Source organism: candidate division WOR-3 bacterium, assembly GCA_039801085.1.
Taxonomy (GTDB): domain Bacteria; phylum Hydrothermota; class Tepidihabitantia; order Tepidihabitantales; family Tepidihabitantaceae; genus JAOABP01.
On record JBDRTY010000001.1, the window covers coordinates 56,804 to 79,190 of the forward strand.

Sequence of the window (22,387 nt, forward strand, 5' to 3'; positions counted from 1 at the left end):
TAGGTGCCGGCTGTCTTATTGGCGCCGTTCGAGATAAAAATCCTGCTGAATTAGTTGTCCGGGCGGTAAGTCAAGGGTGCAGGACTGGGGGATATAAGGTGCCGGTACGCGAACTGATATTAGGTACCTGCCGCTTGGGAGGTTTCTGATTGTATACATTCCGAGATCAGGGTCGGTCTCCTGTTCTCCATACACTGCACCCTTATAGATGACAGTGCCGGACACAGGTTTTTTCGTTATCGCATCATAGATAGTGCCGGTAATCATAGAGTAGCGCACCGGCTGGAGTGCAATGACCGCTGACTGTTCGCGATCACCGATGATGAACATGGTATCTGTGCGCGCCTGATAGTCTTTGCGGAAGGTATGAATAATAAGGCGTCCGGGTACAAGTCCGGTGATCAACAGTTCGCCGGCCCGGTTTGTTTCGCCGATGAATTCCCGGACACCCTGAAGTTTGATACTGCCCCAGATCCGTTCACGGGTCAGAGCGTCAATTACCCGGATGCGCAGACTGCCATGACCGTAGCGCGGAAGGTTAAGTCGAATGCCGAGTCGGTGAACTGTGCCCAGTTTACCGTAGCCTGAGAGCGAATAATCAAGCGCAAGGTTTGTTAGATTGACACCGATGCCTGCAGTCAGCCCGCTGAGCGCTCCGAGCTCATTGAGGTCCTGAGGACCGGTCCGGTAGCCGGCACGCAGGCTCAGCTCGGTGATCGGCTGATACTCAATCCCCAGCCGGAGATGAAACTGCCGGTCATGGGGGTAAACGCCGTCAAGAAGCAGTCGTAATCTGCTCGCAGTCCAGGCAAGTCCAAGGATGAGCTCGGCAGGCAGCGTTTCCAGCCGGCTGTACTTCATTAAGCCCAGATTGCGCAGTGCCAGCCCGGTTTTGAGAAACTCAAAAGGTTCGGCAGCGAAGCCGATATCAAAAGCAGTGCCATAGCCGTAACCGGTATAAAGATTTTCATAGCACCCCTTCAATCCGGCACCGACAAAGTACTTTTGTGCGACCGGCAGTCCGTAGCCGAGAGCAAGGATACCGTTCCAGGTACTAAAGGTATCTCCGGGCTGGTTCTGTTCGTTCCAGAATTCGATTCCGGGCGTCGCGGAATAGATCAGACTGAATCCGAGAACACCCCGATTAGCGGGCAGGGCAAAATGCAGAAGTTCATCGTTGGTGCCGTTATACCAGATCTGATGAGAAAAAGACAGGGCATAATCTCTGATTTTTCCCAGCCGGCCGCAGTTCCAATAAAGGGCGGTGGCATCATCAACAGTTGCGGTCAGCGCTTCTCCCAGCGCGGCGCCCCGCGGGCCCTCTGCCAGTCTGATCAGCGGTAAAACCGAAGTTCCCGGTCCCGGATCGGTAAAAAAGAGGGAGATTGCCACTAATAACAATATGCTCATCGGCGGTTGACTACCAGTTTTTTCTTTATCCGGTGAACCCTTTCTCCCTGTTTCCATTCTAAAAGGTAGTCATAAGTTCCAGAGGCAACCGGTCGATTGCGGTCATTGCGGGCGTTCCAGCCGACCAGATGGACACCGGTGGCAAGGGGCTCGTGCTGCAGGATAGTGCAGATGCGTTTGCCAGCGCGATTGAAGATGAACAGACTGACTTCGCCATTATCCGGAATACCGATCACAAAAGTAGTCTGGTCTTCAAGAGGATTGGGGAAGTTGTGAATCAGTAATCCCGGGATAAGTCTGATATTCAACCGGACACTGTCCCGGACAAGGCTGTCATTATCAAGGAAGGCGGTGATGACTACTGCTGCGCTGTCCAGCTTTCCGGTGTCGCCGCTCAAGTCAGTCGGAGCTTCAATCCGGAGTGTGAAATAGTGCGGTCTGCCCGGCTGGACAAACCCGAGTTCGGGGAAGCCGTCGCGGTCATCGTCCGTCAGCAGCAAGGTGTTTGCCGAATCGTATAACTGACCGTTCCAGCCGGCGGGCAGAAATGGCGGCAGAAACTCTACAATTGAACCGGAATCTCCCGACAGATTGACAAAAAAGCGGTAATTCTTTTTTTCGCCGGTTTGGAGCTGGTCGTTCTGATCCGGAGCAATTTCCAGCTGAAGCAGCGGACGGTCGGTGATGTTCTGCCTGAGGTTCAGCTGGGATCGGGCCGGGGTCAATGTGATAAGCAGAACCCCGAGCACGCTCCACCTGCAGCTGCGGCTCACATTAAGATTTTAGCAATACCGTGGTGATTGTCAAAAAACTGGTTACCGGTTCTATAACCGAAACGTAATTAATCCGGACGCCTTAATATCACAACGCCGATCGGTTTGGCAAACTCGGTAATTCCCTTCAGTTTGATTGGGAAATGGCGGGAAGGGGGGCTCCAGTGGTAATCAATCAATTCCATTTTCAAGGGGAAGAGGGCCTGCAGCCGTTCCCAGTCCTGTGGATAAAGGCTGATCAGTCGCTGATAGTAATAGTACTTGAGCAAAATGGCACCGATAGTGCTGTCAGCCAGTACTCCGGAATGAAGCCGGTAAGTGCCGGGTTCAAACAGTTCCCGGACCTGAAGCTGCCTGCCGGCACGGCGTGCGAGGTATTCTACCAGTGTGAGGTGCGAGGTGGCAACGGTGGTGTTAGGTTCAATTTGTCCGACAGCTTCCTCAAATGAGGCGTGGGTGCCCCGGTTGCAGTAGAGAAAATAGCCGGCATAGAGATTATCGAGACAGAGTAGCGTCAGGAGGCACAACCCGGTGCGGCGCAGGGTCCGGCCGGTGCCGGCTGCCAGCAGCGTCAGTCCGCCGTTAAAAAGTACCAGCAGGGCAGTAGGGAGCAGATAATAGTCGAACTTCCGCGAGAAGAAGAAAAAAAATGGCAGATGAACGATCAGATAGATCAGTACCAGCCGGCTGAACGGGTTTTTATCCTTTACCCCTTTTATGAGTGCAATCAGCAAAAGGATGGATACCGCCGGTACCAGGAGGATGAAAATCAGGATCTCCCAGGGGTAAAACAGGCGGGGAACGAGGTTGTAGCCCAGATTGGCGCCCAGGGCGATGAGGTTGCCGAGCGGGTTCAGTTGCAGCATATTGATGTCATAACCGCGACTTGCCATGATTTCAAAAAGCAGGTTCCGACCGGTGAAGATGCTGAGGATGAAAAGGAGTAGTGCCGGTGGTGCAAGTCCGAGCAGAAATTTCCCCAGCATCTGCCAGCGTGACTGGGATGATGTGAGAATGAAGATCACCGCCACTGCTGTGGCGCCGAGCGCTGTCTCCTTGGTCCAGAGCCCGAGTCCGAGTATCACCCCGGCACGGATGGCATCGGAGCCTTTTCCGCTGCGTAGCGCACGGAGCAAAAAAAGGATGCTGAGGATGATGAAGAACAGCATCGTTATTTCTACCTGGCCCAGCCGGCTGTAGAGGCGGAGGCTGAACAGGGGCAGGGTCAGAAGTAATGTCGGCAGTGCGGTTGCCGGCGGATAAAGAAGCCGGGCGGTGAGATACAGGACCGGCAGAATTGCCGCACCGGTGAGGGCCGAGATCAGCCGGACTGAGGTCAGCAGCTCCATTCCCAGCAACTGGAGCAGAGCAGACAGGTAGACAAAAAGCGGGGGAAAGAACATGATGTCATTGCTGATGATGGTTCTGTTATCAATCAGCGAGCGGGCACAGCGGGCATAGTTGATTTCATCCGGAAGCGGGCTCCAGTAATTCAGCCGGATGAGATTGGCGGTCAGTATCAATGCGAAGAAGAGCAGGGCGAGCTGATAATCACGACGGGTAAGAGAGGTGGTGTTCGGCTCAGCCACTGCTGGGAGTTGCCTTTTTCCGGTGCGGTATAAGAGAAATGGCACTGATCGCAATCAGAAGCATGATGGAGATGAGGGTCAGAATGAGGCCCAGTCTGAAATAACGCGGAATGTGGGTGAGTTCAAGCTGGTGCGTACCGGGTGAGAGCGGAATAGCGCGCAGGGTATGAAACGCCGGCAGCAGGGTTGCGGGGTTGCCGTCAACCCGGACCTGCCAGTCAGGATGGTAATTTTCGCTTAAAATCAGCAGTCCGGGCTGGCTGAGCTGTGCCTGAAGGCGGATGATATTCGGATCATAGAAGGTGATGGTACAGCGGGCGGTGGTGTCGGGAGCGGTTACCGGTGGCAGACCCGGGTCGGCATAGAGCAGCGCGGTGTGCGCCGGATCAAATGCTGAATCCATGAGCCGGGCAAGCAGTTCCTCCCGGCTATTTACCAGTTGATAATTAAAGACAATAAATGCCCGGGGCAGACAGCGGAGGTTCTGGTAGATCGCATAGCGGGCACCGGTAAAGACCGGCTGGAACCAGGGCTGGCTGAAATAGGTTTTAAGCTGGCTGATAATCTGCCGGGTCTGGGCATCATAGCGGGACAGGTCTTCGGGCAGGTTGAGGGTAATCACATACTTGACATTAAGCAGGTTCATGAAGTTGGGGTTGAGGAGATTGTTAGCCTGGAACATGACACTTTTGCCTGCGCCGATGAAGTCCTGATAGCTCTGAAGCGGATTGGGCATCTGGCCGCCCGTGGAATGGATATTATGGAGCCAGAGTTCGCCTTCATCGGAACGTTCGTAATTCAGGGGCAGAACCCGGAAGTAGGAGGAGTCACGACTCAGGAAGCGGACCACCTCATCCGGGGTAAAGTATTCCTGCGGTGGCGGCATGGCGCGGATGTAGCCACGACTGTTGTCCCAGAGCCGGAGTGCAATTCCGGTGTCCATGGTCATCACAAGTGCAGTGAGCAGGGTAAACAGCTGGGGCTGGAGCCGGTTCCGGGTAACCAGAACAACCAGTCCGGTGCCGATGAGCCAGATCAGGAGTGCCAGGACCAGTCCGGTCAGCAGTGCCGGATAGTTGGCTTCAAACTGGGGAAGCCGGGCGCCGGGGTTGAGGAGGGCGGTAGCAGCATTCCGACCGGCAAGGAAGAAGAGCAGGAGCAGGAGCAGAGCGGCGGCAGCATAAATGAGCAGGCGGAGGTCTTTTTTTCTTTCAGCGGAATGCTGACGGTCAAGGAGCCGGTCAATTCCGAAGCCGGCAAGGACACAGATGGAAAAGCCGGCTAAAAAGAAGATCATGCCAGGTCCGCGGAATTTGCTCAACCCGGGCAGGAGATAATAGGGCAGACGGTAAAACGGGGTGTTGCCTCCCCATGCCATCAGCAGGGCGATGATGAAGGCGAAAAAGAAGAAGCGGGTGCGGGGTTTTCCCCAGGTGCGGATCAGTCCGAGCAGGGCAAAAAGCAGCGGCAGGATGCCCAGATACTCACTGTGCAGTTTGAACGGGTTTCTGCTCCAGTAGTTTTCCAGTCCACCCGAGAAGCGGGGAGTCAGCAGGTCAAAAATCTCGGCAATCGGCATTGACCAGGAGGTTGCAAACTCATAGCCCCGTTCCGCTCCACGGGCGCCATAAGGCAGGTTACCGTAGATCGGCAGATACTGGACCGCTGCCAAGCCGAAGGCGAAGAGCATGGCCAGCACAAAGTATCCGGCAAGGCGCACACCGAGCCCGGTATTTTTCTCCTGACGGAGGGTGCGGATAAAGCAGAAAATAAACCAGGCGAGGAGGATCAAGCCCGTGTAATAGACCTTCTGAATGTGGCCGGAGAGCAGTTGCAGTCCGAGGGTCATGCCGGTGAGGGCGAACCAGATAAGCTGGCGCCGGTTGATGCCGCGGGTGATGAAAAAGAGCGCCAGCGGCATCAGTGAGGAGCCAATCAGTCTGCCGTCATGGCCGGCAAGGGCAAGGGTGAGCAGTGAGCCGGAGAACATATAGGCGACACCGGCGAGGAAGGCGGCAAGGGTGTGCAGTTTCAGTTCCCGGAGGAACAGGTAGGTGCCGAGTCCGGCAATGAAGGTCTGGAGGAAGAAGGTCCAAGCCCAGACCACATGGACCGGCAGCAAGAGCCGCAGGAGCATCGTGGGATAGAACAGGTCACCAAAGAAGGCGGCAACCGTGGGCTGGCCTGAGAGAATCTGAGGCTGCCAGAAGGCGACGGTCAGATGTTTGCGGATGTATTCTGCCATGAACTGGTGAGCGGCATAGCCACCACCGCCGATGAAGTCGGTGCCAAACATCATCACCGTGCCGAAGAGGAATCTGCCGAAAAAGACCAGCGGCAGAATAAAAAGGAGGGCGACCGCATAACGGTGCAGCCGGTTTTCCGGGACCGGCCCGGAGCGGTTCCGGTCCGCACCTCCTGCGGGCGTTTTCCCGGGCGGTGTAACTTTCTGCGGATGGTGCTTCTTTGCCATTTGATTACCTCCGGTGTTTATCCGTTTTCTCATCCTTCAATCTGCGGCTCAGAACCGGCAGACAGAGAAGTGCCATTGCCAGTTCGGCGGTGCTCATCCAGATTCTGGTGATCAACGCTGATATGATAGCAACTGTTTCCGGCATTACCAGTTTGAGTATGTAAGTATAGATGCCTTCGCGGATGCCGAGTCCGGCCGGGGCAATCAGGATGACAAATCCCAGAATCCAGGAGATGGCGTACCCGCCCAGCAGAATCGGCAGCCGGGAAAAGGGGAGGGGATAAAAGGAGTTGAAGAGCACAAAGCAGCCCAGCCCCTGAACAAACCAGTCCAGGACATAGACGCCAAGAATAAGCAGTAACCGGGGATAGGAAATTCGGAGTTCAAAGAGGGGCTGCCGGAACAGCCGGAGCAGCGGTTTGAGGATGCGGTTGAGAATCGGGGGATAGGTGACCAGCAGAGTGAGGGGAGCAAGGAGGAATGAGTAATAAATGGTGCGGGGAACGACGGTGCGGGGCAGGAGCAAGATGGCAAAGGCGAACAGGAATACCGCGGCGAGCAGGAGAAAACCGGTTTCAATGACCACACTGGCGAGGCTTCGGGCTTCCGGAACACCTTCCCGGCGGGCAAAGGACATTCTGCCGAGCGTGAACCAGACCTTGCCGGGTGCATATTTTCCCAGCTGGGTGACAGTGAGAATGGCGAGTGCCCGTCCGAACGGGAGCCGGGCGTCCAGACCGGCAAGGAGCAGCTGCCAGCCCCAGGCACCGAGCGGGAAATGAAACAGCAGCAGGATGAGATAGGAGAGAATCAGGAGTCCGGGCTGAAAGCGGATACGGTCAAATGGAATCTGGTGCCAGTCGCGGATGAGCCGGCTGAGGAGAAAATAGAATGAGACAACGACGATGAGCGTGCCCAGGGTATATCGGAGCCAGTTGAGCTTTTTCTGCGGGCGGTCCGGACCGGGGTTCATTTTTCCGAGCCGGCGGGCTGAAGCTGGTGATAAAGGTTGATGAGCCGGTCAATGATCGCATGCCAGGAGTAGTTGCGCTGGATGTGTTCGTAGCCGCCCTCTGCCAGGTTACGGGCAAGTCCGGGATTTTCCAGCAGGCGGGCAATTGCCCGGGCAAGCGCCTCCGGGTCCGCAGGCGGTACCGTCAGTCCGGTTTTGCCGTCAATTACCAGATCGGTGATCCCGCCCACTGCCGAGGCAATTACCGGTTTTTTACAGGTCATCGCCTCAATGAGCACAACCCCCAGCCCTTCAGTGTCGCCCTTGGCATCAATTACCGCCGGCAGAACAAACAGATCACAGCGGGCATACAGTTCCTCCAGCTGTGCCTGCGGTACTGAGCCGTGAAACCGGACCGTCCCTTCCAGTCCCAGTTCGGCGGTCAGTTTCCGGAGTGCGGCAAGCTCGGGACCGGAGCCGACAATGTCAATGATCACCGGCTGTTTTTGCCGGAGGAGTGCTGCCGCCTGAATCAGATACCGGACACCCTTGCGCTCAACCAGCCTGCCGACAAACAGAACATGTTTTTCACCGTTGACACCAGGTTCAGACGAACGGGCCGGTTCCCCCACCGTGGCGCCGAACGGGATGATGTCCACCTGCCGGTTAAAGATTTCCTGGATCGCCCGGACCGTATGGGTGGAGTTGGCGGTTACCCGGTCTGCCCGGCTGATCGCCCAGCGCAGAAACGGACGCAGGATTCTGAACTTGTGCCGGACCGCCATCAGCTCGGCACCGTGAAAGCTGATCACAATCGGCGCACCGCAGGCTTTTGCCCCTGCCCAGCCGAAAAGAAAGTGGGGCAGGGGCCAGTGGACATGGATGATGTCAAATTTCTCCTTCCGGCAGAGCCGCCAGCACGCAATCGTGCCGAAGAAAAGATAAAAGACCGCCAGCAGTTTGTTTAAGAGCCCCTTCTGCACCCGGTCAATTGCGGTCTCATCGTGAGTCAATCTTTCCCAGCGGGCGAAAAAGTAACGGAAACGTTTGACCGGTGTGCCGAAGATGATCTGATCACCCAGACCGGCATAGGCGGAGGTGAACATCGTGATCTGCAGGCCGGCGGACTGCAGGCGCCGGACCGTCTCCACGAGCCAGGGTGTTATGATATCCTGTTCCGAGCGCGGGTAGGCGGTGGCGATGTATAATATCTTCATCTGCCATCCCTGCCGCAAGCCGGAGTGCGGGCGCCTGTGAGTCGGTTAACGGAGATATGAGATCGCCTTCATCAGGCGCGACTTGAGCCGGCTGGCGGTATTCGGGTGAATGATGCGGTTCTTGGCAGAACGGTCAATTACCGACTGAGCGGTGATGAACGCCTTCAGCGCCTCCTCTTTCGTCCGGGCAGAACGAACCGCCTTGACCGCCTTTTTCAGTGCCAGGCGGCGGGTGCGGTTGAGCTGCCGGCGCCGCTCATTTTTCCTCGCCTGTCTCAGAACCGAAATGCTTCTTTTTGCCAAACAGCCTCCATTTGTGTTAAACAAAACTAATGCCGGGACACAGAATCGAACTGTGGACACCAGGATTTTCAGTCCTGTGCTCTACCAACTGAGCTATCCCGGCACGCACTCAAATTTTAAGCATCAGAAACCGCTTGTCAATTCTGGAGCCGGTGGCAGCAGAAATCATGGCCGGTCGGCAGAAGCCGGCAGTTGATGATGAGGAACGCCGGTGCCGGCACTGGCAACTGCAGGGTCGGATGCGGTCGCCGAATGAGCACGGGGCAGGGAGGTAAAGGCATATCCGGTATCAGAATCGGCATGAGGGTGATAAATGTTATCCTGCACAGCGTAAAGGATACGGTCAGGGGAACTGCCCCGGGACCAGAGAAAAAATGGGTAATAACTCCGTAACCATTTATAAAACAGTTAGTTAGGTTATTGAGCATAAAAACGGGTGTGAATTTTTCTTTTTTCCAGACTCTAATTTAATATGGAGTGCAGGATGGTGCGGTCTTAGCGCTTGACTCCGGGCGGTAATAAACTATTTTAAGCGGATGAACAGGCGACAGCGCAGAGCAGTTTTTCTGCTTTTAACCGGGCTGGTGCTGGTGGCTGTGATTCTGGTGCTGGTGGTGAGGCGCTGGGGTTATATATTCAGCAGTCCGGAAGAGCTGCGCCGGCTGGTTCACTCCTGGGGAGTCTGGGCACCGCTGGGCACGATTCTGCTCCAGCTGGTGCAGATTGTGCTGGCACCCCTGCCGGGAAACCTGCTGGCGTTTGCTGCCGGTTATGCCCTGGGTTTCTGGCCCACGATTGTCTGGCTCATGATCGGGGTGCTGGGCGGTGCTACTATCACCTTTCTGCTCAGCCGGGCGCTGGGCAGAAGGCTGCTCAGGGTTTTTGTGCCCGGACCGGCGCTGGAACGGTTTGACCGCCAGGTGATTGAACGGGGCACATTTTACCTTTTTCTTCTTCTGCTGGTGCCGAATCCGATCGGCGACTGGGTTTACTATCTTGCCGGGCTGACCCGTATTCCCCTGCCCTTTTTTCTCCTGCTGGTTCTGCTTGCCCGGCTGCCGAGTAACATCATTGAGTGCGGGATTGGTGCCAGCGCAATCCGGTTCGGACTCCGGGAATGGCTGATTTTCGGTCTGGTGGTTGTTCTGCTTACCGCCGGCTACCTGCTCAATCAGCACCGGATTGAACATTTGCTTTTGCGGCTTGCCCGGCTCCGGGATGGTAATTGACAGTGCTGGGGGAGCCGATATCCTGAATGAACAATGTTGAAAAAGGTGCTGGTTGCCAACCGTGGTGAGATTGCCCTGAGAATCATCCGGGCGTGCCGGGATCTGGGGGTCAGGTCGGTGAGCGCCTATTCGGAGGCGGACCGGGATTCGCTGCCGGTAAAGCTGGCGGATGAGCGGGTATGTATCGGTCCGGCGCCGGCCCAGCTTTCCTATCTCAATGTCTCCCGGGTGATTGCGGCGGCTCTGGTCAAAGGGTGTGATGCGGTTCATCCCGGCTACGGATTTCTCTCCGAGAATGCCGATTTTGCCGAGGCGGTAACTGAATCGGGATTGATATTCATCGGTCCGAAACCGGAGACGATCCGGCTCTTGGGCGACAAGGTGACCGCCCGGGCGCGGATGCAGGCTGCCGGTGTGCCGGTGGTACCCGGGTCGGAGGGGGTAATTGACAATGTCAAGGATGCGGCAAGAATCGCCCGGGAGATCGGTTATCCGGTGATCCTGAAGGCGGCGGCTGGTGGCGGCGGCAAGGGAATGCGGGTGATCCGGGAGGAGGCGGAGCTGGAAACCGGCTGGAACCTGTGTCAGGCTGAGGCGCACCGCTCGTTTGATGACAGCCGGCTCTATCTGGAAAAGTATATCGCCGCTGCCCGGCACATTGAGGTCCAGATTCTGGCAGACTCAAAAGGGAACTGCATCAGCCTGGGGGAGCGGGACTGTTCAGCCCAGCGCCGGCACCAGAAGTTATTGGAGGAGAGTCCGGCACCAGGAATCAGTGCCGAGCTGCGTGCCCGGCTTTCCCAATGGGCAAAATCGGCAGCCCGGGCAGCCGGTTATCTGAATGCCGGGACCGTGGAGTTCATCTGTGACCGGGAGGGGAACTGTTACTTCATGGAGATGAACGCAAGGCTGCAGGTTGAGCATCCGGTTACCGAACTGGTTACCGGTGTGGACATCGTTTGTGAGCAGTTGAAGATCGCCGGGGGCGAAAGGCTGGAGATCAGGGAAAATCCGGACTGGCCCTGGGGCCATGCGCTGGAATGCCGGATTTATGCCGAGGACCCGGAGAATGATTTTCAGCCTTCACCGGGCATGATTACTGATCTCTTTCTTCCTGCCGGACAGGGGGTCAGGATTGACACCTATATCTATCCCGGCTACCGGGTCCCGCCCAATTATGACCCGCTGATTGCCAAGTTCGTTACCTGGGGCAGGGATCGGGACGAGGCGCTCCGCCGGATGGAGCGGGCGCTGTATGAGACGACCATCGCCGGCATTGCGACCACGATTGACTTTCACCGCCGGCTGTTGTCCAGTCCCCGCTTCCGCCGTGCCGATCTGACTACTACCCTGCTCGATGAGGTCTGGTAGCGGGCGGGCTCGGGAACGGATTGACGGCACGCGGCTTTGGTTCTTGACCACCGGGATGCGATTTCTATAATTTGAGCAATGATTGAAAATTACCATTCCGATTTTCCCACCCGTTATGACCCAAAGCCGGTTGAGGAGAAGTGGTACCGGTTCTGGGAGGAGAAGGGGTATCATATTGCCAATCCGGAATCGCCGAAGCCGAAGTTTTCAATTGTAATCCCGCCGCCCAATGTCACCGGTTCACTCCACATGGGCCATGCGCTGGACAATACCCTGCCCGATATCATTATCCGGCGCAAGAAGATGCAGGGTTATGAGACGCTCTGGCTCCCCGGGACCGACCATGCGGGTATCGGCACTCAGGTAAAGGTGGAGCAGATGCTTGCCAAGGAGGGCAAGACCCGGTTTGACCTGGGACGGGAGGGATTTCTCAGGCGGGCATGGGAGTGGAAGGAGAAATACGGCAATCAGATTGTGGGTCAGTTGCGCCGGCTCGGCTGTCTGCTGGACTGGAGCCGGTTCCGGTTTACGCTGGATGAGGTGTGTGCCCGGGCGGTGCGGGAGGCGTTTGTCCGGTATTACGAAGCCGGGCTGATTTATCGCGGGCTGCGGATTGTCAACTGGTGCCCGCGCTGCCGGACCGCCCTTTCTGATCTGGAGGTGAAGGATGTGCCGGAGCAGTCTCATCTCTGGTATATCCGTTATCCGTTCGCGGATGAGCCGGAACGGTTCTTAGTGGTGGCGACCACCAGGCCGGAGACGATGCTTGGTGACACCGCGGTCGCGGTCAATCCCGAGGACGAGCGTTATCAGACACTGGTCGGCAGGATGCTGGAACTGCCCCTGACCGGCAGAAAGATTCCGGTGATTGGTGATCCGGCGGTGGAGATGGATTTCGGCACCGGAGCGGTCAAGGTGACACCGGCACATGACCCGGCAGACTTTGAGATCGGCGAACGGCACGGGCTGGAGCGGCTCAAGGTGATCGGTGAGGACGGAAGAATGACCGGTGCCGTGCCGGAGAAGTACCGGGGTCTGACGGTTGCCGAGTGCCGGCAGGCGGTGGTTGAGGATCTGAAGGCGCAGGGGCTGCTGGAGAAGATTGAGGATTATCAGCATGCGGTCGGGACCTGTGACCGGTGCGGAACGGTGATTGAGCCGCTGGCAAGTGAACAGTGGTTTGTCCGGATGAAGCCGCTGGCGGAGCCGGCGATCAAGGTGGTGGAACAGGGCAAGGTGCGGTTCTTTCCCGAGCGCTGGAACAAGGTCTATCTGGAGTGGATGCGGGGGGTCCGGGACTGGTGCATCTCCCGCCAGCTCTGGTGGGGACACCGGATTCCGGTCTGGTACTGCGGGTGCGGTGAGATTATCGTCAGTCGGCAGGACCCGGACCGCTGTCCGAAGTGCGGTTCGAGCAGTCTGCGCCAGGATGAGGATGTGCTGGACACCTGGTTCTCCTCTGCCCTCTGGCCCTTTGCCACCATGGGCTGGCCTGAGGAGACGATTGACTACCGGACATTTTTCCCGACCAACTTCCTGACTACCGATCCGGACATCATCTTCCGCTGGGAGGCGCGGATGATCTTCTCCAGCATCTTCTTCACCGGCAGGATTCCGTTCCGGGATGTTTACATCCATTCCACTGTGCTGGATAAGACCGGTGCCCGGATGAGCCGGTCCAAGGGGATCGGGGTTGACCCGCTGGAGATCATTGAGCAGTACGGAACCGATGCCTGCCGGTTTACGATCGCCTATCTGGAAAGCCAGTCGCAGAGCTACCGGCTCTGGAATGAACGGTTTGAGCTGGGGAGAAATTTCTGCAACAAGCTCTGGAACGCCTGCCGGCTGGTGGCACCGCACATTTCCGGAGTTGGCGGGGAACTGACAGCATCCGGTCTGGCACCGGTGGACAACTGGATCATCGCCCGGTTTAATCAGGCGCTGGAGCGGGTGAACCGTGGTATTGACGGCTACAATTTTGCTGCGGCGGCACAGGCGGTCTATGAGTTCTTCTGGCATGACCTGTGTGACTGGTATCTGGAGTTTGCCAAACCGCGGCTGAGGACCGGTGAGCCCGGGGTGAGGACGGTGCTTTACCATCTGTTCCGCCACACCCTTCAGCTGCTCCATCCGTTCATGCCCTTTATCACTGAAGAGCTCTGGCACCGGCTGGGACTGGGCACCGGCTCAATTCTGGATTCAGTCTGGCCCGGTCCGCTGCCAGGAGATGAGGCAGAAGTGGCGCTGGTGGAGCGGTTGCAGGAGCTGATAACCGGAATCCGGCAGGTGCGGGCAGAGATGCGGGTGCCGGCAAAGAGCCAGGTGGAATGTGTGGTCAATACCGGTGATGAGGAGTTTCGGCGATTTCTGACTGAAAATGAGGGGCTGGTTGCTGAGCTGGCAAAGGTTTCCCGGCTCAGCTTCAGCCCGGTCCGGCCGGCGGCTTCGTCAGTGGTGGTGCTCAAGGAGGGCGAGGCGTTCATTCCGCTGGCAGGAATTGTTGATGTTCAGAAGGAGCTGGCACGACTGAAGAAGGAGGCAGCGGAACTGGAGCGGCTGATTGCGGAGATTGACCGGCGTCTGAACAGCCCTGATTTTCTTGAACGGGCGAAGCTGGAGGTGATTGAGCGGGAGCAGGAACGACGGCAGGAGTTTCAATCCCGCCGGGAACGGATTCTGCGCCAGCTGGAGGCATATCAGGAATGAAGGGGTTTATAAGCAGTTTAGGCTGGATACTGTTTCTACTGGCAGTGGGTGCCGGGCTGGTGTTTTATAATTTTTCCTATCTGCCACTTGCTTCCCGGGCGTTCAGACTGGAAAGGGAAGTCGGAATGTGGACCGGCCGGGTGGATGAGCTGGCGGACAGTCTGAAACTGTTTAAAACTCAGGACACGCTCTTCAGTGTGAGTTACCGGTTTGACGAGCTGTTTGTGGCACCGGAAAGTCTGCGGCTTTCGGCTGCCGGTGAAAACATCCTGCGCACAATTGTGCCCCAGCTTGGTTCAGGTCCGGTGGTGGAGGTGATTGCGAGCTGCGACCGCCAGTTACCGAAAGGGGCATGGCAGAATTCCTGGGAGTATTCAGCGCTGGCAGCTGCTGCAGTCGCCCGCAGGCTTGTCAGTCTGGGGGTATCAGCAGAGAAGGTCCGGGTTGTGGCGCTGGGTGATACCCGGATGCCCCAGCGGCGCGAAGCCGAGGCGGCACTGCTGAACCGCCGGATTCAGATTGCGGTCCGGCCCAGATAATTAATGGGTGTTTTTATTCTTTTGGTTGGGGTAAGTTTGCTTCCGCCCGGGGGCGATTCTGCATTGCGAACTCTGCCAGTAAAATCACCCGGCAGAGCGGTGCTTTTTTCGCTGCTTTTCCCCGGCGGCGGTCAGCTGTATACCGGAAGATACTGGAAGGCGGCGGTGATTGCACCCGCCGAGCTCGGGCTCGGCTATCTGAGCTATCAGGAGCATCTGCGGGCAGAGCAGGCGCGGGCAGAAGCAGATACCGCCAAATACCGTTATTACCGGGACCGGCGCACAACCTTTCTCTGGTGGACCGCAGCCACCGTGGTTTTTTCCATGGCAGATGCTTATGTCTCAGCGCAGATGTTCGGGTTCGAACAGGAACTCCGGCTGGATGTGGGACCGGACCGGTTCGGAGTCAGAGTAGCAATCAGATAGTATCTGATGAGCAGATTTTTTGCTGCTGCCGGCAGGTTCAAGATGGAATGGTTTCTGGCGGCGGTATTTGGAGACGGGGCAAGGCTGGTTGAGGATCAGCAGCTTGCTGGGGAATGGGGGCTGGGTTACTGTCATGGCAACCGGCTGGAACTGGTGCGTTCGCCCGGGAGGAAAGGCGAGCCCGGTCTGCTTAAGGCGCTCTTGGAGCTGAAGACTGATATGGCGGTTATTTATCAGCATGAGCTGTTGCCGGACTCTACTCCAGCAGGGCGTATTCCCCCCTATATCCACTATGAGCAGGGGCGACACTGGATGTTCTGTCATGCCGGCAGAGTTACCCGGGCCGAAGCACTTTTTGGCAGCTGGCAGCGCACCTCCGGCGGTCTGACCGCAGCTGAGCTGCTGTTTGCCTATGTTTTTGACCGATTTAATTCGGAGCAGCCACAGGAATCATTGAATGGACTGTTGACTCAGCTTGCCGGTGAACCGGAGCTGGCGTTCTGCATGATGTCGGCAGATATGCTGGCGTTTGTCTGCCGGACCGATGGCCGGGAGGACAATCCGGCGCGGCTCTGGCTGGGCAGAGGCGAGCTGATCCGGGTAATCTGTTCCGGAAGGGTGGTTAATCTGCCCGGAATCAGCTGGGAACCGATTCCTGCCGAACAGGTAATTTTTATCCGGCGTCAGCGCTGGGCAGTGGTTTAACCGCCCGGGCAAAAATTACCCTTCAGGGAAATCTGAGCGTAACCCTAACCTCTGACTTCACCTGCGGCGTTTCAGTGCCGCCGCATCTTGCTGCCGAACTCAACCAGTTCGCGGAAGCCCTTCGGATCAAATGCGGATGCGATCGCGGTTTCGTAGGTGACCTTACCCGCCCGATACAGCTCTGCCAGATAGGCATCAAATGTCATACTGCCTTCTGAGGAGCCGGTCTGAATTGCTGAGTACAGGTGTTCAATTTTGCGTTCGCGGATCAGATTGCGCACTGCAGGAGTGGCGATCATGATTTCGTAACAGCCGATTCTGCCCTTGCCTTCTGCCCGCAGGAGCAGCCGCTGGGAGAAGACCGCGAGCAGCGAGATTGAGAACTGGATTCGGATCTGGTCACGGATTTCCGGTGGGAAGATGTCGATGAAGCGGGTGACCGTTTCCGGTGCGTTAGTGGTATGCAGGGTGCCGATCACCAGGTGTCCGGATTCCGCCGCCCAGATGGTGGCTTCAGCGGTCGCCAGATCCCGGATCTCGGCAACGAGAATGACATTCGGGTTGGAACGCAACCCTTTCATAATCGCTTCACGGAAACTGGATACATCAACGCCAACTTCGCGCTGGGTTACCAGACCTTTCTTGTGGTCGTGGACGAACTCGATCGGGTCTTCAATTGTGAGCACATGCCGCGGGCTTTCCAGGATATAGTCAACAAAGGTCGCCTGAGTAGTGGTCTTGCCCATTCCGGTCGGACCGGTAACGAGAATCAGTCCGTGGGGCCGGTCAAGGAGCGATTTGATCCGCGGAATGAGGTGGGTCGGGACAAAGAGTTCCTCAAAGGAAAGGATACGGCGGGGAATGAGTCGCAGTGCCAGTCCGAAATAGCCTTTCTGCTTGTAGACCGCAACCCGGAAACGTGCCATGTTCTTGAAGTTGAGGGCAAAGTCACCACCGCCGCCGTTGTCAATCTGGGCACGGAGGTGGCGCAAGTCCTTGGTGGCGATGTTCTTGAAGCTTTCGGTTTTGTCCGGGGTCAGGACCGGGCAGTGTTCAATCGGCTGGAGTAACCCGTCGACGCGCAGTGTTGGCGGACGTCCGACTGTTAAATGAAGGTCAGAGGCGTTGCGACGAATGCACTCGGCTAAGAGTGACTCAAAATATTCTTCGTCAGACATCAATTTGAATTATAACCCCCGGTTTTATGCTGTCAAGCGGTTCAGGTTTTAAAATTGCGTTATCAGATGCCGGAAATCAGTTCGCTCAGTTTGAACCCCAGTGACCAGCGGAAGGCGAGATGCCTTTCTCCGGGTTCCGGGGTGCTTTTCCAGAAGGGGAAATCTGCATAGAGAGGGCCAAGTTTCAGTCGGACGCCGGCATCAAAGACCGGTCTCAGGACCTGCAGTCGGAGCGTGTCGGCGACATTGCCGAAATCAAGGAAGGGCTGAATTGCGGATAGGGGGAAGCGCCAGGCGGTCCGGGGGAGCAGATGGATGTTAACACCCCAGCCAAACCTGCCGGAGCGGTAAAGTCCATAATAGCCACGGCAGTTGGCATCACCGTCATAGTGCCAGTGCTCCTGACCTGATGCCATACCTTCATAAGCCCAGGAGACCGGTTCTTCCGGGGTGTAACTCAGTCCGCCGGAGAGATAGAATTTTTCCTGCAGCGGGACCAATCCGGTAACAGCTCCCGCAAAGATGCGGATTGAAACGGGCAGAAGGTTGACCGGGGTAATGGTAATATTTTCTATCAGGCTGATCCGGGTGTAAGTGTATTGAGAAAGAAACGGTTTCAAACCCTGAGCGCAGAGCAGTTCGTGCTGAACCGTAAGCACCGGAGTTTTGTGCGTGCGATAGAGCCGGGATCTGATTTCGGCAATCCGCGCCCGATTCCAGGCGCGCGGGTCTCTGCCGGTGGTGTCAATGAGCTCATAGAGGCGATAGCCAACCTGGAGCTCGGTGCGGGGCAGGCGGAAGGGGCTGCTGAATTCCGAGGTCAGGTAGAGTTTGACACCCCGATCGCGGAAGGAGTTGTCGCCCGCAAGATAGAGCCGGAGCCGCACCGGATAAAATATAATCGGTGTCTGGTAGCTGATTCCGGTATGCCAGTCCGATTTTTTTGAGGCGTAATTCTGAATCAGGGTCCAGTTATGGGCGCCCCGCACCGGACCGGCATCAATGAACCTTCGGCCCTGAAACCAGATACCGGGCTGGAATCCCCGGTAGTTGTCATACCAGAACCATGGTCCATAAAAAAGCTGGTAGGATTCAAACTCAGGCAGGGCGAAGAGGAAACGGGTGCTGAGCTGAGGGGGGTAGATGTTATTCCAGCGGTCCGGCTCCAGAACTGATGTATCCGGATCAAGCGTTATCCGGCGGACAGTTCTCACCGCGGGAATTGAAAGGGTTGCTGAGGGGTTCAGCAGGACGGTGTCAATCCGGACCGTCCGGTCGGTAAACTCGGTTTTTACCCGGACCGGCAGGTTCAGCGGATAGCGGGCAGAAAGGTCAATATACAGATTCTGATCCTGACGGCGCAGGCGACAAATTTTCAGATCGTTTTTCCCATTCTGGTTAAAGAGTGTATTGATCAGAACCTCCTGTTTCGGTCCGGCGACTGCAGTCAGACAGGCAAGAAAGGCGGGAAGTCCGGCAGAACCATTATTATTCAAGTAACGCTGGCGGAATTGCCGGATGGCGGAATCTACAAGAGCGGTGCCCATCCTTTTTTCCAGTGCTCTCAAGACGAGGGCAGTCTGAGCCCGGAGTACCGCATCGGTGAGAAAAGATTCGGTATCGGGCTGAGGTTCAGTAACCGGGAAGGTGAGGTTGTTGGTGGCGGCAATGTAATAATAAACCCGGTGGAGATAGTGTTCTGATATGCCGGAAAGGAAAGCGGAGGCGCCAGGGATGTCGAGCAGGTTGCTGGTTCCATAAACCGCTTCCAGATAACGGGCGGTGGCATAGGCAGGGAGTCCATACATTAACAGAGGCTCGGACAGCCGTCCGGCAGTAAACCAGTAACGGGCGATCCCCAGTGCCAGTTCTCGTTCCAGGAGTCGGACAAAGGGAACGGGTGAGAACTTAACCGGAATCTGGCATCCGGCAGAACCAGAAGAGCCTTCCGGACCATCGGTGATCGTGAGTATACCTGCAGAATCAGGTGGTGGTCCGAACCAGCGGGAATACAATGAGCAGATATTTTGAGCTTCGGCAGCAATACGGTTTTGATCAGGATTCAGACGGGTCAGATTGAGCCGGATATTGATGTTGCTGCCTGCTGGTGTATCGCCGGCACCGGTTAACGAGTACAACCGGTCCGGTGTTATTCCGGTTATAAGTATCAGAATCAGACGAGCGATGACAGGATGCTTCATTTTCCGGTCTTGAATACCTCAAGACAGATGTTCTGCAGTCGGAGCAGAAGGTCCGGTTCCAGCCCCTGGCGGGTGGTGAGTTCAATCAGATGTTCGAGCTGGGAGTTCAGCGATTCTCGCGGGGAGAGGGCAATCAGGCGGCAAACCGAACGGATATAGGTGAATATGGTGCGCCAGGTAACAGGTGAAGGGTTGGGAACGAACAGTTGAGTGCGTGCGCGGTCAACAGCCTGGTCCACGAGCTGCCAGAATTTTTCCTGGGCAAGCTCCGATGTGGAGGGAAGGACGGACGGGGTGGCAGCGGGCAGGGGAGCTGATTCGGCTAATGGAGGTGTTGCGGTTAATGATGGTTTTCCCTTTTGCTGTTCTTCGTGACCGCGGGCTGCAAGCCTGATTTTTGTGATGATATCGGCGATATCCTGCCAGCCGGCATTGCAGGCTTGGAGATACCCGGTTATCGTGCGGAGTGTGGGGTTGGGGACAAGGCCCTTTTCCAGCCTTAGGATGTACTTATACCCGTGAGTGGGGTTGAGCCCGAGGATTTCAGCCAGTTTCATCTGCGAAATGCCCGCATTAAGGCGCAATTGTCTGAGCTTTGAGCCCAGTTCTGCAAGGCCCTCAAGACGCGGTTTACTCTTCGCCATTCAAATATCTAATTAAGAATAGATATAACCTGCATGAGGTCAAGAAAAAAGGGGTGTCAACGACACCCCTGGGAATTCGTCGCAGTTTTATTTCAGTTTTAAAAGTTTGATTGTGGTTGCGGGTGAGATGCTGAGCCGGCAGAGATAGATACCTGCAGGACATTTTCTGCCATTCCGGTCGGTGCCATCCCAGTTAACTCCACTGCGGGCATGAATGATTTCGGTTACCGGTCTGCCGCTCGCATCATAGATGGTGATATCGGTTGGAAGTTCTGCTGGTGACCAGAAAAAGCGGGTACCGGTGATAAATGTGCCGGGGATGGCGGTCAGGTTGACGGTTCTGAAAGCTGGGGGCTGTTCGGTAACAGCGGTGAGCCGGACCGGTATCAGCGTGTCATAGGGATAAAGGTTGTGCCCGGTAACCACCAGCCGCAGACTGCCGGTGTCGGGCGGGTTGATGTTGAATACCACCAGTCCGGAGTTGTCGGTATAGCCATATTCATATACCGTTGTGTCCATTGAGACGCAGACCAGGGCGTTCCTGACCGGCTGGCTGTTGAGATAAACGAAAACCGGGAACTCCTGAGGTCCAGGCGGGATTTCTGCCGGATGCTCCACCAGCGGATGGCGCGGGGTATCGGTCCAGATGTCCAGCGCCGGATCACCCAGGAGATTGAAACCGCGGTATTCCGCCACATCGGCAAATGCCCGGTAGAGTGAATCCTTTGCCCGAATCATCGCCTTGCCCAGGATATAGTTGTTTTCCTGAAACACCGTCTTGAAAAATGCCCGGGCGACCGCACTTCTTTTGCGCACGGTGAGATTACTGGATGCGAGCGAGTGCGTGTTACCGAAGAATGCGACCGCACCCTTGAGGCTGGCGGGTGTGCCTGCCTTGACCCAGGCATCACCGACCATTGATTCGCCGGGCGCCAGCGTCATTGTTTCACAGGTAATGGAAAGGATAATCGGCAGTTTGCTGCCGTTGCTGGTTAATGCCGGATTGACCGCAAATGGTTCATACCAGTTACTGACTCCGGTACCCCGATAAAGCACCATGGCGGTGCCGTTGGTAACTGAGTTTACGACATCGTTGGCATTGTTACCACGCAAGTAAGACAGTGAATCGCAACTGACAAAGTTGTTACTGCCGGCAAGACTGGCAGCAATTCTGATGTCATTCCAGTAAATCGTATCATCTGAATCCTGGTTTTCTCGGATGACGGTGGTTAATCTGCGCATCCACAGGCTGTCGGTCAGGTCCGGGCTTTTTTCATAGGCAAGGGTTTTGAAGACCATGACACTGCACTGCCGGGCAGACTTTGCGGGAAACCTGCCGACCGGAATGTCCATATAAAGGTCGCTGTTGATATCACCATAGATATTGTCGGAATAGTAACCGTACTGTTGCTGGATGCGGTAGAATCGTGCCGGCAGGGCGCTGGGCGAACCAACGAGCAGGACATACTCGGGCCGGACCGGCCAGTTGTTGTAGGCGTTGCGGATGTAGGTTTTTATTGCATTCGTATCCGCGCCGCCGATTTCTGACAGTTTTACTACCTTGCACTGCATTCCGGAATAGTGCTTCCATTCAGCCAGCGGTTGAACGATTGGAGCAAGGGCGTCAGTGGCAATAATCAGATACCTTGCCCCCTCATCGGCAAAAGCCAGGGCGGTAAGGGTCAGGCTGAGGAAAAACAGATACTTTTTCATTTCGGGACTCCTTTCAACCGAGCCATTTGTATAAAATTATACTTTCTTGCCAAACGGATGTCAAATCGGTATTATCTGAGGGATATGCCGCAGAAGATTCGGAAGAGGGCGCAGGTTGAGCGTCTCGGTTTCATCGGCGTCGGGAAGGTAGGCGCTACTCTGCTGTTTCACTGTCTGCGTTCCGGTTATCGCATCAGTGGCATTTATGACATTAATGGTCAACGGGTGCGCATTATCGCCCGGAGAATGAAGGTCAAAGTTGCCCGGATGCCCGAAGAAGTGGTTCTGGGAAGCGATGTGCTTTTTTTTACCGTTCCGGATCAGGAGATTACCCGGATTTACCGGCAGGTGAGGAGTAAAATCAGACCGGGCACAGTTCTGGTGCACTGTGCCGGTGCATTCGGCAGGGAGCTTTTTGCCGGTGCCGAGGAGCTGGGGCTGGAAACCCTTGCTCTGCATCCGGTTCAGACCTTTGTCAGTGATGAGCAGGTGGTCCGTAGTCTGCCAGGCAGTTTTTTTGCCCTTGATGGCAGTGCGGGCGGATTAAGTTTCGGCCGGAGCCTGGTGCGGGCGCTGAAGGGGAAATGGTTTATTGTTGAGGGGCAGAACCGGCCGCTTTATCATGCGATGTGCGTGTTCAGCTCTAATTTTCTCAATGCCCTTCTCTATGCTGCTGAACAGATAGGCAGTAGGGTTGGTCTTGCTCCCGCAGCAGCGCGCCGGATTCTGCAACCGCTGGTTCAAACGACGCTGAATAATATTTTCACTCATGGTCCTTATTCCAGTCTGACCGGACCGGTGCGTCGGGGTGATCAGAGTACAATTCGCACCCATATCCGGATGCTGAAACAGCATCTGCCCGAAGCGGTTCCGGTCTACCGGATTCTGACCTCATGGCTCAGGCAGATGCTCAGGGCGGAGCAAGAGAAAAAGCGCGGTGGAAAAAAAGGAGGGTGAA

At 56.3% G+C, this 22,387-nt stretch carries 19 protein-coding genes and 1 tRNA gene; 7 read left to right on the top strand and 13 right to left on the bottom strand.

Features of this window, described 5'->3' with window-relative positions:
* Positions 1–15: 15 nt before the first annotated feature.
* The 9 genes from ABIK48_00280 to ABIK48_00320 all read right to left on the bottom strand — a co-directional run bounded on the left by ABIK48_00280 (position 16) and on the right by ABIK48_00320 (position 9,044).
* Positions 16–1,410, bottom strand: coding sequence for a PorV/PorQ family protein (locus tag ABIK48_00280; protein MEO0020598.1), 1,395 nt, complete (start codon positions 1,408–1,410; stop codon positions 16–18).
* A complete protein-coding gene (locus ABIK48_00285) occupies positions 1,407–2,183 on the bottom strand; it encodes a hypothetical protein (GenBank protein ID MEO0020599.1) in 777 nt (258 codons plus the stop codon). Before ABIK48_00285 ends, ABIK48_00280 begins: the two co-directional genes overlap by 4 nt.
* 68 nt (positions 2,184–2,251) lie before the next feature.
* The gene (locus ABIK48_00290) at positions 2,252–3,817 is read right to left on the bottom strand and encodes a glycosyltransferase family 39 protein (protein MEO0020600.1); all 1,566 of its coding nucleotides are present in this window, start codon (positions 3,815–3,817) and stop codon (positions 2,252–2,254) included.
* Complete coding sequence (locus ABIK48_00295) at positions 3,765–6,245, bottom strand: YfhO family protein (protein MEO0020601.1); 2,481 nt, start codon at positions 6,243–6,245, stop codon at positions 3,765–3,767. Before ABIK48_00295 ends, ABIK48_00290 begins: the two co-directional genes overlap by 53 nt.
* Positions 6,246–6,249: 4 nt before the next feature.
* Complete coding sequence (locus tag ABIK48_00300) at positions 6,250–7,218, bottom strand: lysylphosphatidylglycerol synthase transmembrane domain-containing protein (GenBank protein MEO0020602.1); 969 nt, start codon at positions 7,216–7,218, stop codon at positions 6,250–6,252.
* Positions 7,215–8,414, bottom strand: coding sequence for a glycosyltransferase family 4 protein (locus tag ABIK48_00305; protein MEO0020603.1), 1,200 nt, complete (start codon positions 8,412–8,414; stop codon positions 7,215–7,217). Before ABIK48_00305 ends, ABIK48_00300 begins: the two co-directional genes overlap by 4 nt.
* Before the next feature lie 45 nt (positions 8,415–8,459).
* The gene (rpsT, locus tag ABIK48_00310) at positions 8,460–8,717 is read right to left on the bottom strand and encodes a 30S ribosomal protein S20 (protein ID MEO0020604.1); all 258 of its coding nucleotides are present in this window, start codon (positions 8,715–8,717) and stop codon (positions 8,460–8,462) included.
* Positions 8,718–8,747: 30 nt separating this feature from the next.
* A tRNA-Phe gene (locus ABIK48_00315) sits at positions 8,748–8,820 on the bottom strand.
* A gap of 62 nt (positions 8,821–8,882) precedes the next feature.
* Positions 8,883–9,044, bottom strand: coding sequence for a hypothetical protein (locus ABIK48_00320; protein ID MEO0020605.1), 162 nt, complete (start codon positions 9,042–9,044; stop codon positions 8,883–8,885).
* Between the two features lie 209 nt (positions 9,045–9,253).
* Between ABIK48_00320 and ABIK48_00325 the strand changes: the two genes are divergently transcribed.
* The 6 genes from ABIK48_00325 (at position 9,254) to ABIK48_00350 (ending at position 15,693) form a co-directional block, all read left to right on the top strand.
* Positions 9,254–9,946 carry a VTT domain-containing protein gene (locus tag ABIK48_00325; protein MEO0020606.1) on the top strand — a complete coding sequence of 231 codons (693 nt, stop codon included), beginning with the start codon at positions 9,254–9,256 and terminating at the stop codon, positions 9,944–9,946.
* Between the two features lie 33 nt (positions 9,947–9,979).
* Positions 9,980–11,317, top strand: a complete 1,338-nt coding sequence (gene accC / locus ABIK48_00330; GenBank protein ID MEO0020607.1) for an acetyl-CoA carboxylase biotin carboxylase subunit — start codon at positions 9,980–9,982, stop codon at positions 11,315–11,317.
* A 78-nt stretch (positions 11,318–11,395) separates the two neighbouring features.
* Positions 11,396–14,023, top strand: coding sequence for a valine--tRNA ligase (locus tag ABIK48_00335; GenBank protein ID MEO0020608.1), 2,628 nt, complete (start codon positions 11,396–11,398; stop codon positions 14,021–14,023).
* Complete coding sequence (locus ABIK48_00340) at positions 14,020–14,562, top strand: hypothetical protein (GenBank protein ID MEO0020609.1); 543 nt, start codon at positions 14,020–14,022, stop codon at positions 14,560–14,562. Before ABIK48_00335 ends, ABIK48_00340 begins: the two co-directional genes overlap by 4 nt.
* 36 nt (positions 14,563–14,598) lie before the next feature.
* Complete coding sequence (locus ABIK48_00345) at positions 14,599–14,988, top strand: DUF5683 domain-containing protein (protein MEO0020610.1); 390 nt, start codon at positions 14,599–14,601, stop codon at positions 14,986–14,988.
* Between the two features lie 6 nt (positions 14,989–14,994).
* Entirely contained in the window at positions 14,995–15,693 is a 699-nt protein-coding gene (locus ABIK48_00350) for a hypothetical protein (protein ID MEO0020611.1), read from the top strand.
* A 71-nt stretch (positions 15,694–15,764) separates the two neighbouring features.
* On the opposite strand, the gene ABIK48_00355 is transcribed toward ABIK48_00350, so the two are convergent.
* The 4 genes from ABIK48_00355 to ABIK48_00370 form a co-directional block, all read right to left on the bottom strand.
* Positions 15,765–16,871, bottom strand: coding sequence for a PilT/PilU family type 4a pilus ATPase (locus tag ABIK48_00355; GenBank protein ID MEO0020612.1), 1,107 nt, complete (start codon positions 16,869–16,871; stop codon positions 15,765–15,767).
* Positions 16,872–16,933: 62 nt separating this feature from the next.
* Positions 16,934–19,072: a hypothetical protein gene (locus ABIK48_00360; protein MEO0020613.1), complete on the bottom strand. Its 2,139-nt coding sequence runs from the start codon at positions 19,070–19,072 to the stop codon at positions 16,934–16,936.
* Complete coding sequence (locus tag ABIK48_00365) at positions 19,069–19,629, bottom strand: hypothetical protein (protein MEO0020614.1); 561 nt, start codon at positions 19,627–19,629, stop codon at positions 19,069–19,071. The genes ABIK48_00360 and ABIK48_00365 overlap by 4 nt, the downstream gene beginning before the upstream one ends.
* A gap of 174 nt (positions 19,630–19,803) precedes the next feature.
* A complete protein-coding gene (locus ABIK48_00370) occupies positions 19,804–21,429 on the bottom strand; it encodes a C25 family cysteine peptidase (GenBank protein MEO0020615.1) in 1,626 nt (541 codons plus the stop codon).
* Between the two features lie 84 nt (positions 21,430–21,513).
* On the opposite strand from ABIK48_00370, the gene ABIK48_00375 reads away from it, so the two are divergent.
* Positions 21,514–22,386 carry a Rossmann-like and DUF2520 domain-containing protein gene (locus tag ABIK48_00375; GenBank protein ID MEO0020616.1) on the top strand — a complete coding sequence of 291 codons (873 nt, stop codon included), beginning with the start codon at positions 21,514–21,516 and terminating at the stop codon, positions 22,384–22,386.
* Position 22,387: the final 1 nt, after the last annotated feature.